Below are 11,569 nucleotides of genomic sequence, written 5' to 3' on the forward strand. Positions count from 1 at the left end.
CGCCCTTAGAGGGTACGAGCCACCTGGACTTTCTCGAACACTTCGATCTTGTCACCGACCTTGACGTCGTTGTAGCTCTTGACGCCAATACCGCACTCCATGCCGTTACGCACTTCGGCGGCGTCGTCCTTGAAGCGACGCAGCGATTCCAGCTCGCCTTCGAAGATAACCACGTCTTCGCGCAGTACGCGGATCGGACGGTTACGGTACACGGTACCCTCGATGACCATACAGCCAGCGATGGCGCCGAACTTCGGCGAACGGAACACGTCACGTACTTCGGCGACACCCAGGATGTTCTCGCGAACATCGCTGCCGAGCATGCCGGTCAGGGCCTTTTTGACGTCTTCGATGATGTCGTAGATCACGTTGTAGTAACGCATATCCAGACCTTCCTGCTCGACGATCTTGCGCGCGCCGGCATCGGCACGCACGTTGAAGCCGAACAGTACTGCATTCGAAGCCAGCGCCAGGTTGGCGTCGCTCTCGGTGATACCACCGACGCCGCCACCGATCACACGGACCTGTACTTCGTCGTTGCCCAGAGCGCCGAGCGAACCGTTGAGCGCCTCGAGCGAACCGCGAACATCGGTCTTGAGAACGATGTTGAGGGTTTTCTTCTCGGCCTGGCCCATGTTCTCGAAGATGTTTTCCAGCTTGCCGGCGTGAGCACGGGCCAGCTTGACCTCGCGGTACTTGCCTTGACGGAACAGGGCAACTTCGCGGGCTTTCTTCTCGTCGGCCACTACCGACAGCTCGTCACCGGCTTCCGGCGTGCCATCCAGGCCGAGGATCTCGACCGGGATCGACGGGCCAGCTTCCTTCACAGGCTTGCCGTTCTCGTCGAGCATGGCGCGAACACGGCCATAGTTGGAGCCACACAGGACCATGTCGCCCTGACGCAGTGTACCGTCCTGGACCAGGATGGTAGCAACCGGACCACGGCCCTTGTCGAGGCGCGATTCAACCACGACACCACGGCCTGGGGCGGTCGGCGTAGCGGTCAGTTCGAGAACCTCGGCCTGCAGCAGGACGGCTTCGAGCAGTTCGTCGACACCGGTACCCATCTTCGCCGAAACCTTGACGAACGGCGTGTCACCACCCCATTCCTCGGAGGTCACGCCTTCGACGGACAGTTCGTTACGGATGCGATCGAGGTCAGCACCTGGCTTGTCGATCTTGTTCACCGCGACCACCAGCGGAACGCCAGCTGCCTTGGCATGCTGAACGGCCTCGCGGGTTTGCGGCATCACGCCGTCGTCCGCCGCCACCACCAGGATGACGATGTCGGTCGCCTTGGCACCACGTGCACGCATCTGAGTGAAAGCTGCGTGGCCCGGGGTGTCGAGGAAGGTGACCATGCCGCGGTCGGTTTCGACGTGGTAGGCACCGATGTGCTGGGTGATACCACCGGCTTCGCCAGCAGCAACCTTGGCACGACGGATGTAGTCGAGCAGCGAGGTCTTACCATGGTCAACGTGGCCCATGACAGTTACCACCGGCGCACGCGACTCGGACTGGCCTTCGAATTTCAGCGATTCGGCCAGGGAGTCTTCCAGGGCGCTGTCGCTGACCAGGGTGACCTTGTGGCCCAGCTCTTCTGCGATCAGCTGAGCGGTTTCCTGGTCGAGTACCTGGTTGATGGTAACCGGGGTGCCCATCTTGAACATGAACTTGACAACTTCAGCGCCCTTGACGGACATCTGGTTGGCCAGTTCGGAGACCGTGATGGTCTCGCCGATGGTCACGTCACGGATGACGGGGCCGGTCGGGTTCTGGAAGCCATGCTGGTTACGCTTCTTCAGCTTGCCCTTGCCACCACGACCGCGACGAGCGCCATCGCTCTCTTCGTCGGTGGTACGCGGAGCAGCACGCGGAGTCGGCGCCTTTTCCTTTTCCTTGACCTTGACCTTGATCGACACACGAGGCGCCTCGCCACGACGACGATCGTCATCGCGAGTACGGCTTTCGTTGCGACGGGTCTCGTCCTTCTTGCGCTCGGCAGCACGGGCTGCAGCGTCTTCGGAGGCCGGGGCGTCGGCGACTACCGGAGCCGGGGCAGCGGCAGGTGCCGGCTCTGGCTTGGCGGCAGGCGCAGGAGCGGCTACAGCAGAGTCGGCTGCCTGACGGCGAGCCTGATCTTCGTTGCGCTGGCGGACTTCGGCATCAACCTTGTCACGAACGGCGTTTTCAGCCGCGCGGCGCTCTTCCACTTCACGCTTCTGCTCAGCCTGGACTTCTTCCGGGCTGCGCTGCACGAATACTTTCTTCTTGCGTACTTCTACGCTAATGCTTTTGCTACCGGCGACACGCAGGGTGCTGGTGGTTTTGCGCTGCAAGGTAATCTTGCGCGGCTCTTCCGCCTTGCTCTTGTGGCTGCTTTTCAAATGAGTCAGCAGGGTCTGCTTCTCATTGTCGGTCACTACCTGACCGGCGTCGGTGTGCGGCAGACCTGCCTCACGCATCTGCTGCAGCAGGCGCTCTACCGGTGCCTCGACCTCTTGGGCCAGTTCTTTCACCGTGACTTGCGTCATGCACTTCTCTCCTCAGGCCGCGCCTAATTACTCGAACCAATGGGCTCGGGCGGCCATGATCAACTTGCCGGCACGCTCTTCGTCGATGCCGTCGATGTCGAGCAGATCGTCGATCGACTGCTCGGCCAGGTCTTCGCGGTTAACCACGCCGCGCACCGCCAGTTCAGCCGCCAGGTCCTTGTCCATACCCTCAAGAGAGAGCAGGTCTTCGGCCGGGTGGGCGTCTGCCAGTTTTTCTTCGGTAGCGATGGCCTTGGTCAACAAACGGTCCTTGGCTCGAGCGCGGAGCTCATTGACGATATCTTCGTCAAAGCCATCGATGTTGAGCATTTCTTCCAACGGTACGTAGGCAATTTCTTCGAGGCTGGTGAAGCCTTCGTCGACCAGCACTTGGGCCAGCTCCTCGTCGACTTCCAGTTCATCGATGAAATTGCGCAGGATGTCACCTGTTTCGGCCTGCTGCTTGGCCTGAATGTCCTTCTCGGTCATCACGTTCAGGGTCCAGCCGGTCAACTGACTGGCAAGACGAACGTTCTGACCGCCACGGCCAATGGCCTGGGCCAGGTTATCCTCGGCGACGGCGATGTCCATGGCATGGGCATCTTCATCAACGATGATCGCCGCGACTTCAGCCGGCGACATGGCGTTGATGACGAACTGCGCCGGGTTATCGTCCCACAGGACGATATCCACACGCTCACCACCCAACTCCCCGGATACAGCTTGGACGCGCGAACCACGCATGCCGATACAGGCGCCTTGCGGGTCGATGCGCTTGTCCTTGGAGCGGACGGCGATCTTGGCTCGCGAACCCGGATCACGGGAGGCAGCCATGACTTCAATGAGGCCCTCGGCAATTTCCGGCACTTCAATGCGGAAAAGCTCGATCAGCATCTGTGGCGCAGTGCGCGACAGGATCAGCTGAGGACCACGGTTTTCAGTGCGAATTTCCTTGAGCAGTGCACGCAGGCGCACACCCACACGGAAGGTTTCGCGCGGAATAATATCTTCGCGGGCCAGCAAGGCCTCGGCGTTGTTACCCAGGTCAACGATGACGTTGTCGCGGGTAACCTTTTTAACGGTACCGGAAATGATCTCGCCTACGCGTTCGCGGTAAGCATCGACCACCTGGGCACGCTCGGCCTCACGGACCTTCTGTACGATGACCTGCTTGGCGGTCTGGGCGGCGATACGACCGAACTCGATGGACTCGATCTTCTCCTCGATCACGTCACCAATCTTGGCTTCCGGATGAGTGTCCTTGATCTTGTCCAGCCAGGTTTCGATCGCCGGATCATCAAGATCGGCTTCATCGACCACGGTCCAGCGACGGAAGGTCTCGTAGCTACCGGTGTGACGATTGATTTCCACACGCAGATCGACTTCATCTTCAAAACGTTTTTTGGTCGCAGTGGCCAGGGCCACTTCCAGCGCTTCGAAAATGACGCCGGGCGGTACACCTTTTTCGTTGGATACCGATTCAACAACCAGCAGTACTTCTTTGCTCATCGTACGCCTCGCCTTGCGCAAGCCATTGGGCCCGGATAGTCCGCCGGGCCCGGCACGTCTCAGTCAAAACTGGGAATAATATTGGCCTTGTCGATCGAGTCGATCGGCAACAGGAACTCTTGATCGTCCACCTGGACCACCACATCCTGCTCCTCCACACCGCGGAGAAGGCCCTGGAAGTTACGACGACCCTCGAAGGGTGAGCGCAGCTTGATCTTCACTTGTTCGCCGGCATGCGAGGCAAACTGTTCAAGCGTGAACAGCGGGCGTTCCATGCCAGGAGAAGAAACCTCTAGGGTATATTCAGAGCTGATCGGATCTTCCACATCGAGAACGCTGCTGACCTGACGGCTGACTTCTGCGCAGTCGTCCACCAGAATCCCGCCTTCCTTGTCGATGTAGACACGTAGTACCGAATGCTTGCCTTGGGAGACGAATTCAATCCCCCAGCATTCGAAGCCCAGCCCCGTGACCACCGGGGCCAACAAGGCCTGCAACTGTTCTAGCTTGCTCGACACCTGAACCCCCTCGTGCATGCTGTGCAAATGAAAAATGGGCGAAGCGCCCATCCCTGAAAGCGCCGTTGGACAACGACGCCGAAAACTGTTCGGTTAGCAAAAAGCCCCTGAAAAGGGGCTCCGCTGAAGCTGGTTGCGGGGGCTGGATTTGAACCAACGACCTTCGGGTTATGAGCCCGACGAGCTACCAAGCTGCTCCACCCCGCGACAAAGCTGGGGCGAAAGTATAAGACCGAACCCCATTGAGGGTCAAATCCAAACCTTCACCTACAAGAAAGCCCGCTAAAGCGGGCTCTCAAGCTTCAATATGGTACCGAGAAGGGGACTCGAACCCCTACACCCTATGGGCACAACCACCTCAAGGTTGCGTGTCTACCAATTCCACCACCTCGGCAATACTACTACTTGAAACCCGTTACTTCTGCTCTTGAGCCGGAGGAGGTACATCACCCGTATTATTGGGGGTTTCGCTCTTCTGCTGCTGGAGCACCGGTACATCATCATTAACTGCCGGCTTCTGCTGCTCTTTCACTTCTAGCACTGCTGGATCTGGAAGACCTGCTTGGCTAAGCTGGTGAGCTTGTTGCTTCGCGAAGTATCCTAACCCAAGTGCTGTCAAAAAGAAAGTGGCAGCGAGTATAGCAGTGAATTTACTTAGGAACGTTGCAGAGCCCTGGCTCCCGAACACGGTATTTGAAGCACCCGCGCCGAAAGATGCACCTGCTTCAGCACCCTTACCCTGTTGCAACAGTACCAGCACTACAAGCGACAGCGCTGCCAACAGATGAAAAACAACGATGACTGTTTCCAGCATTTGTTCAGTTTCCTGCGGCGCGACAAATTGCACCGAATTCGTCTGCGTTCAGGGAAGCCCCACCAATGAGACCCCCATCGATATCCGGCATGCCGAACAGTTCGGCCGCATTGGCCGCCTTCACGCTGCCGCCGTAGAGCAGCTGCACCTTCGCAGCTACTTCAGCATCTTCTGCCGCCAGCTGGCCGCGGATGGCGGCGTGCACATCCTGGGCCTGCTGTGGCGTGGCCGTCAGGCCGGTGCCGATGGCCCATACAGGCTCATAGGCAATTACTGCATTGGCAAAAGCCTGAACACCGAATGCTTCGATGATACTGCTTAGTTGACGCCCGACAACTTCAAGCGTTTTGCCTGCCTCGCGCTCTTCAAGGGTTTCCCCGATGCAAAGCACTGGCTTCAAACCTTTGGCCTGGGCCGCTGCAAACTTGCGATTGAGCACTTCGTCGGTTTCACCAATGATCTGGCGACGCTCCGAGTGACCCACCAACACCAACTTGCAACCTGCTTCAACCAGCTGTTCCGGAGCAACTTCCCCGGTCAGCGCACCCTGTTCGGGTTGTACAGCAGAATTCTGTGCGCCGACAGTTATTTCTTTACCTGCCAGGCCATCAATCACCTGATTGATGAACAAAGCCGGTGGAAACACCGCGACTTCCACTCCGCTCGGCAAGGCGAGATTGCTCAAGCCTTCGGTCAGCTCAGCGACGCTAGCGCGGGTACCGTGCATCTTCCAGTTACCAGCTACCATAGGGCGACGCATGCTTTACCTCGTCGGTCAAAGTGGGCGCAGATCTTACCCAACCAGATCTGCGCTGGCAAGCGCCTTCAGACACAAACTTCGCCGACCAGTCTGGCCAACGCTTCAGCGTGCGTCCGCACCTGGCTTTCGTCTTCGCCCTCGACCATGACCCGCACCAACGGCTCGGTACCGGACTTGCGCAACAGAACACGACCGCGACCAGCCAAGGCTTCGGTCACATTGGCACTGGCCTCCTTGACTGCCGGGTGCTCCAGCGGGTCGACCTTGCTCGCGCCGAAGCGCACGTTGATCAGCACCTGCGGGCACTTGCGCAGGGCCTGACGAGCCTGCGCCAGGGTTTCACCACGGCGCTTGAGCGCCATCAGCACCTGCAGCGCGGCAATGATCGCGTCACCGGTGGTGGTGTGGTTGCAGCACACGACGTGGCCAGAGTTTTCCCCCCCGACCAGCCACTCGCGCTCCAGCAGTTCGGCCATGACGTAACGGTCGCCGACCTTGGCCCGCACGAACGGGATATCCAGGTCCTTCAGCGCAAGCTCCAGGCCCAGGTTGCTCATCAACGTACCCACTACCCCGCCCTGCAGCTTGCCACGGTCGTGCAGGTCGCGGGCAATGATAAACAGCAGCTCGTCGCCGTCGACGATGGCGCCAGTGTGGTCGACCATCAACACGCGATCACCGTCACCGTCGAAGGCAATGCCGAGGTCGGCATGGCCAACCAGCACAGCGGCCTGCAGCGATTCGATGTGGGTCGAGCCGCAACCTTCGTTGATGTTCAGGCCGTCCGGCTGGGCATGCAGCACGGTCACGTCAGCACCCAGCTCGCGGAACACGCTTGGCGCGACCTTGTAGGTGGCACCGTGGGCACAGTCGACCACAAGCTTCAGGCCATCGAAACTGGTGCTGCTAGGCACGCTGCTCTTGCAGAATTCGATGTAGCGGCCAGCAGCATCGTTGATGCGAGAGACCTTGCCCAGCTTGCTCGAGTCGACAACGGTCATCGGCTGGTCGAGCAACTCTTCGATCATCAGCTCTACTTCGTCCGGCAGCTTGGTGCCCTGGCCCGAGAAAAACTTGATGCCGTTGTCTTCGTGCGGGTTGTGCGAAGCACTGATGACAATGCCCGCCTGGGCATGGAAGGTGCGAGTCAGGTAGGCGATGGCCGGTGTAGGCATTGGCCCCAGCAGCATGACGTCGGCACCTGCTGCGGCCAGACCGGCTTCGAGTGCGGACTCGAACATGTAGCCGGAGATACGCGTGTCCTTGCCCACCAGCACGCGGCAATGGCCCTGCTTACGGAAGGCCATGCCGGCCGCCCAGCCAAGCTTCAGCATGAAGTCAGGCGTGATCGGGAATTCGCCGACGCGGCCACGAATGCCGTCGGTACCAAAGTATTTTCTGCTCATAGGGACTCCAATGTTCTTATTCGGCGTTTTGTACCGCAGCGATCATGCGCACCACATCGACAGTTTCGGCCACGTCATGGACACGAAGGATGCTCGCCCCCTTGGTCATGGCCAACGCCGCCAGCGCAAGGCTGCCGTACAACCGCTCGCCGACCGGACGATCCAGCGTCAGGCCGATCATGCTCTTTCGTGAAACGCCCACCAGCAGCGGGCGCCCAAGGCGATAGAGCGCTTCCATGTGCTTGAACAGGCTAAGGTTGTGCGCCAGTGTCTTGGCGAAACCAAAGCCTGGGTCAAGGATGATTCTGTTCGCATCGATGCCCGCTGCAGCGCAGGCGGCCATCCGCTGTTCAAGATAACGCGTAACGTCGGCGGCCACATCATCGTAATGCGGGTCGTCCTGCATGTTACCCGGCTCGCCGCGCATGTGCATGAGGCACACCGGGAGCCCGGTATCCGCAGCGGCATCCAGGGCGCCATCACGCTCCAGGCCACGGACGTCATTGATCAGCCCGGCACCGAGGCGCGCCGATTCACGCATGACGGCAGGCGTCGAAGTATCGACCGAAATGACGACGTCCAGGCGGCTGTTGATAGCCTCGACCATCGGCGCCACACGCTCCAGCTCCTCGGTCACGGATACCGCCCGCGCACCGGGGCGCGTGGACTCACCACCGATGTCGATCAGCGTGGCGCCGGCGGCAGCCATCGCTTCGGCATGGCGCAGGGCCTCGTCGCGCTGACTGAAGCGCCCACCATCGGAGAAGGAATCGGGGGTGATATTGAGAATACCCATGACATGGGTACGCGACAAATCAAGAACCCGGTTGCCGCAAGGCAACCGGGTCGGGTACTGCACTGAGCTCATAGACGCCCTTAGTGTTGAGCTGCCGGACCGCCAATTGGCGATTCAGGGCGATCATCCTGGGCAGCAGGGGTGCCCGAATGCTTGTCGTCGTCCCAGTCACGCGGTTCGCGTGGTGTACGGCCAGCCATGATGTCATCGATCTGATCGGCATCAATGGTCTCATACTTCATCAGCGCTTCGGTCATCGCTTCGAGCTTGTCGCGATTCTCGATCAGCAGCTGCTTGGCAGTGGCGTAGCACTGGTCGATGATGCTGCGTACTTCGGAGTCGATCAGCTTGGCAGTCTCGCCGGACACACTGGCGTGCTGGCTGCCCGCGCTGCGGCCGAGGAACACTTCACCCTCTTCTTCTGCGTACATCAGCGGGCCGAGTTTTTCCGACAAGCCCCACTTGGTGACCATGTTGCGAGCGATCTGGCTGGCCCGCATGATGTCGTTGGAGGCACCCGTGGTGACGCCGTCGAAGCCCAGGGTCATCTCTTCGGCGATACGGCCGCCGTACAACGAGCAGATCTGGCTGATCAGTGCACGCTTGGACAGGCTGTAGCGGTCTTCTTCCGGCAGGAACATGGTCACGCCCAGGGCGCGACCGCGCGGAATGATCGAAACCTTGTAGACCGGGTCGTGCTCAGGCACCAGGCGACCAACGATGGCATGACCCGCCTCGTGGTAGGCAGTGTTGCGCTTTTCTTTCTCGGACATGACCATGGTCTTGCGCTCGGCGCCCATCATGATCTTGTCCTTGGCCAGCTCGAACTCTTTCATTTCGACCAGGCGCTTGTTGGAACGCGCGGCAAACAGCGAAGCCTCGTTGACCAGGTTGGCCAGGTCGGCACCGGAGAAGCCAGGGGTACCACGGGCAATGACCGCCGGGTTGACGTTTTCGCCAATCGGCACCTTGCGCATGTGCACCTTGAGGATCTGTTCGCGACCGCGGATGTCTGGCAGGCCCACCACCACCTGGCGGTCGAAACGACCAGGACGCAGCAGTGCCGGGTCGAGCACGTCGGGACGGTTGGTGGCGGCGATGACGATGATGCCATCGTTCATTTCGAAGCCGTCCATCTCTACCAGCAACTGGTTGAGGGTTTGCTCACGCTCGTCGTGACCACCACCCATGCCGGCGCCACGGTGGCGACCAACGGCGTCGATCTCGTCGATGAAGATGATGCACGGAGCGTGCTTCTTGGCCTGTTCGAACATGTCGCGCACACGGCTGGCACCGACACCGACGAACATTTCCACGAAGTCCGAACCGGAAATGGTGAAGAACGGTACTTTCGCCTCGCCCGCAATGGCCTTGGCCAGCAGGGTCTTACCGGTACCGGGCGGGCCTACCATCAGCACACCGCGCGGGATACGGCCACCCAGGCGCTGGAACTTGCCCGGATCGCGCAGGAACTCGACCAGCTCGCCCACTTCTTCCTTGGCTTCGTCGCAACCTGCAACGTCGGCCAATGTGGTTTTGACCTGGTCTTCGGACAGCAGGCGCGCCTTGCTCTTGCCGAAACTCATCGGCCCGCCCTTGCCACCCGCACCGCCTTGCATCTGGCGCATGAAGAACATGAACACGGCAATGATCACCAGGATCGGGAAGCTGGCGACCAGCAACTGCGTCCAGATGCTCTGCTGTTCAGGCTGCTTGCCTTCTACAACCACGTGGTTGTCGACCAGGTCACCGATAAGGCCATTGTCGGTAATGGCCGGGCGCACGGTCTTGAAATTGTCGCCGTCGGCGCGCTTGCCGGTAATGATGTAGCCGTCGACGGTCACACGCTCGACCTTGCCATCCTTGACCTGCTGGATGAAGTCGGAATAGTTGAGGGTCTGCGGCTCGTTAGGGCTGGAGAAGTTGTTCATCACTGTCACCAGGACAGCTGCGATGATCAACCACAGGATCAGATTCTTTGCCATGTCGTTCAATTCGCTACCCTCTGAGGCCGGCGCACGACGCAGCCGTGCCTCGCATGATATTCATCGCCCTAACTTACTACATTACCTACGCAGCCGCAGGCACCGTCTGTAACCCTTTGTGAAAGCTAGACTACACGAAGTTCGGACGATCCAGACGGGAGGGCCGATTGGAAATAACTATCGACCACCCGCAGCACGCTTTTCAAACACCTTTGAAACCTTTGCCCAACAGGTACTGCTCACGGGAACGGTCCCGCGAAGAGGACGGCTTGCGCATTTGCACCTTGTCGAACTTGGTGCGCACATCCTTCAGGTACATATCGAAACCTTCGCCCTGGAAAATCTTGATCAGGAAGTCACCGCCAGGCTTCAACACGCGGGTTGCCAGATCCAGGGCCAGCTCGCAGAGGAACATGGCGCGCGGCATGTCCACTTCGGGCGTACCACTCATATTGGGGGCCATGTCTGAAATCACAAGGTCTACGTGCGAATCACCGACCGCCGCGAGGATCTGCTGCAGCACTGCATCCTCGGTGAAGTCACCCTGGATGAAGGTCACGTCGGGGATCGAGTCCATTTCCAGGATGTCGGAAGCGATCAACCGGCCCTGACCACCAATCAGACGACTGGTCACCTGCGACCAGCCGCCAGGGGCCGCGCCAAGGTCGATTACACTCATGCCAGGACGGATCAGGCGGTCCTTTTCCTGGATCTCCAGCAGTTTGTAGCTCGCACGCGAGCGGTAGCCATCCTTCTGCGCCTGCTTCACAAAAGGGTCGTTAAAATGCTCTCGCAGCCAGTTTGCGCTGCTTTTGGAACGTTGTACCACGGGGCACCTCGATGATATGCGTCGTGATTGACTGGGCGGAGCCGGTGGCCCTCGGGTAAAATGCCGGTCAATTTTACAGAATCAGACGGAAAGGGTCAGATTATGCCGCTCAATAACGAGCAGAAGAAGCAATACAAGTCCATTGGTCATGACCTGAAGCCGGTCCTGATCGTTGCCGGGAACGGTCTGAATGAAGGCGTAATCGGCGAGCTGGAGCGCGCACTGGTCGACCATGAGCTGATCAAGGTCGAAATTCGCTCGGAAGACCGCGAAGAGCGTGCTGCCACCATTGCCGAGCTGTGCAAGGCCGGCCGTGCCGAGCTGGTGCAGACCATCGGCAAGAAAGCGCTGATCTACCGCAAGAACCCACAGCCGAACAAGCAGCTGTCCAATATCCACCGCTTCAAGTAACGGTGGC

10 protein-coding genes and 2 tRNA genes are annotated in these 11,569 nt (G+C 59.7%); 1 reads left to right on the top strand and 11 read right to left on the bottom strand.

All coding sequences use genetic code 11. The features are described from left to right. Window positions 1-5: 5 nt before the first annotated feature. The 11 genes from infB to rlmE all read right to left on the bottom strand — a co-directional run bounded on the left by infB (window position 6) and on the right by rlmE (window position 11,151). A complete protein-coding gene (gene infB, locus MRBLPB4O_RS24245; RefSeq protein ID WP_016501636.1) occupies window positions 6-2,534 on the bottom strand; it encodes a translation initiation factor IF-2 in 2,529 nt (842 codons plus the stop codon). Between the two features lie 27 nt (window positions 2,535-2,561). Continuing rightward, a complete protein-coding gene (gene nusA / locus MRBLPB4O_RS24250) occupies window positions 2,562-4,043 on the bottom strand; it encodes a transcription termination factor NusA (protein WP_016489167.1) in 1,482 nt (493 codons plus the stop codon). A 59-nt stretch (window positions 4,044-4,102) separates the two neighbouring features. After that, the gene (gene rimP, locus MRBLPB4O_RS24255; protein WP_033702568.1) at window positions 4,103-4,561 is read right to left on the bottom strand and encodes a ribosome maturation factor RimP; all 459 of its coding nucleotides are present in this window, start codon (window positions 4,559-4,561) and stop codon (window positions 4,103-4,105) included. Window positions 4,562-4,691: 130 nt separating this feature from the next. After that, a tRNA-Met gene (locus MRBLPB4O_RS24260) sits at window positions 4,692-4,768 on the bottom strand. 101 nt (window positions 4,769-4,869) lie between these two features. Then, a tRNA-Leu gene (locus MRBLPB4O_RS24265) sits at window positions 4,870-4,955 on the bottom strand. A gap of 21 nt (window positions 4,956-4,976) precedes the next feature. Continuing rightward, on the bottom strand, window positions 4,977-5,375 hold the full coding sequence (gene secG / locus MRBLPB4O_RS24270; protein ID WP_341796821.1) for a preprotein translocase subunit SecG: 399 nt from the start codon (window positions 5,373-5,375) through the stop codon (window positions 4,977-4,979). 4 nt (window positions 5,376-5,379) lie between these two features. Beyond that, on the bottom strand, window positions 5,380-6,135 hold the full coding sequence (gene tpiA / locus MRBLPB4O_RS24275) for a triose-phosphate isomerase (RefSeq protein WP_341796822.1): 756 nt from the start codon (window positions 6,133-6,135) through the stop codon (window positions 5,380-5,382). Between the two features lie 65 nt (window positions 6,136-6,200). After that, window positions 6,201-7,541: a phosphoglucosamine mutase gene (glmM, locus tag MRBLPB4O_RS24280; protein WP_341796823.1), complete on the bottom strand. Its 1,341-nt coding sequence runs from the start codon at window positions 7,539-7,541 to the stop codon at window positions 6,201-6,203. 16 nt (window positions 7,542-7,557) lie between these two features. Beyond that, complete coding sequence (folP, locus tag MRBLPB4O_RS24285; RefSeq protein WP_341796824.1) at window positions 7,558-8,409, bottom strand: dihydropteroate synthase; 852 nt, start codon at window positions 8,407-8,409, stop codon at window positions 7,558-7,560. An 8-nt stretch (window positions 8,410-8,417) separates the two neighbouring features. Further along, the gene (gene ftsH / locus MRBLPB4O_RS24290; RefSeq protein ID WP_041167879.1) at window positions 8,418-10,322 is read right to left on the bottom strand and encodes an ATP-dependent zinc metalloprotease FtsH; all 1,905 of its coding nucleotides are present in this window, start codon (window positions 10,320-10,322) and stop codon (window positions 8,418-8,420) included. A gap of 202 nt (window positions 10,323-10,524) precedes the next feature. Beyond that, window positions 10,525-11,151 (bottom strand): 23S rRNA (uridine(2552)-2'-O)-methyltransferase RlmE, encoded by a 627-nt coding sequence (gene rlmE, locus MRBLPB4O_RS24295; protein WP_041167880.1) that lies wholly within the window; start codon window positions 11,149-11,151, stop codon window positions 10,525-10,527. Between the two features lie 102 nt (window positions 11,152-11,253). On the opposite strand from rlmE, the gene MRBLPB4O_RS24300 reads away from it, so the two are divergent. Further along, on the top strand, window positions 11,254-11,562 hold the full coding sequence (locus MRBLPB4O_RS24300) for a YhbY family RNA-binding protein (RefSeq protein ID WP_341796825.1): 309 nt from the start codon (window positions 11,254-11,256) through the stop codon (window positions 11,560-11,562). Window positions 11,563-11,569: the final 7 nt, after the last annotated feature.

The organism is Pseudomonas sp. LPB4.O (assembly GCF_038383825.1).
Classification (GTDB): domain Bacteria; phylum Pseudomonadota; class Gammaproteobacteria; order Pseudomonadales; family Pseudomonadaceae; genus Aquipseudomonas; species Aquipseudomonas putida.

Excerpts from the sequence above, each read along its gene's own strand:
- nusA (WP_016489167.1), bottom strand. The coding sequence starts at position 4,043 with ATGAGCAAAGAAGTACTGCTGGTTGTTGAATCGGTATCCAACGAAAAA.
- infB (WP_016501636.1), bottom strand. The coding sequence starts at position 2,534 with ATGACGCAAGTCACGGTGAAAGAACTGGCCCAAGAGGTCGAGGCACCG.
- folP (WP_341796824.1), bottom strand. The coding sequence starts at position 8,409 with ATGAGCTCAGTGCAGTACCCGACCCGGTTGCCTTGCGGCAACCGGGTT.
- secG (WP_341796821.1), bottom strand. The coding sequence starts at position 5,375 with ATGCTGGAAACAGTCATCGTTGTTTTTCATCTGTTGGCAGCGCTGTCG.
- MRBLPB4O_RS24300 (WP_341796825.1), top strand. The coding sequence starts at position 11,254 with ATGCCGCTCAATAACGAGCAGAAGAAGCAATACAAGTCCATTGGTCAT.
- glmM (WP_341796823.1), bottom strand. The coding sequence starts at position 7,541 with ATGAGCAGAAAATACTTTGGTACCGACGGCATTCGTGGCCGCGTCGGC.
- tpiA (WP_341796822.1), bottom strand. The coding sequence starts at position 6,135 with ATGCGTCGCCCTATGGTAGCTGGTAACTGGAAGATGCACGGTACCCGC.
- ftsH (WP_041167879.1), bottom strand. The coding sequence starts at position 10,322 with ATGGCAAAGAATCTGATCCTGTGGTTGATCATCGCAGCTGTCCTGGTG.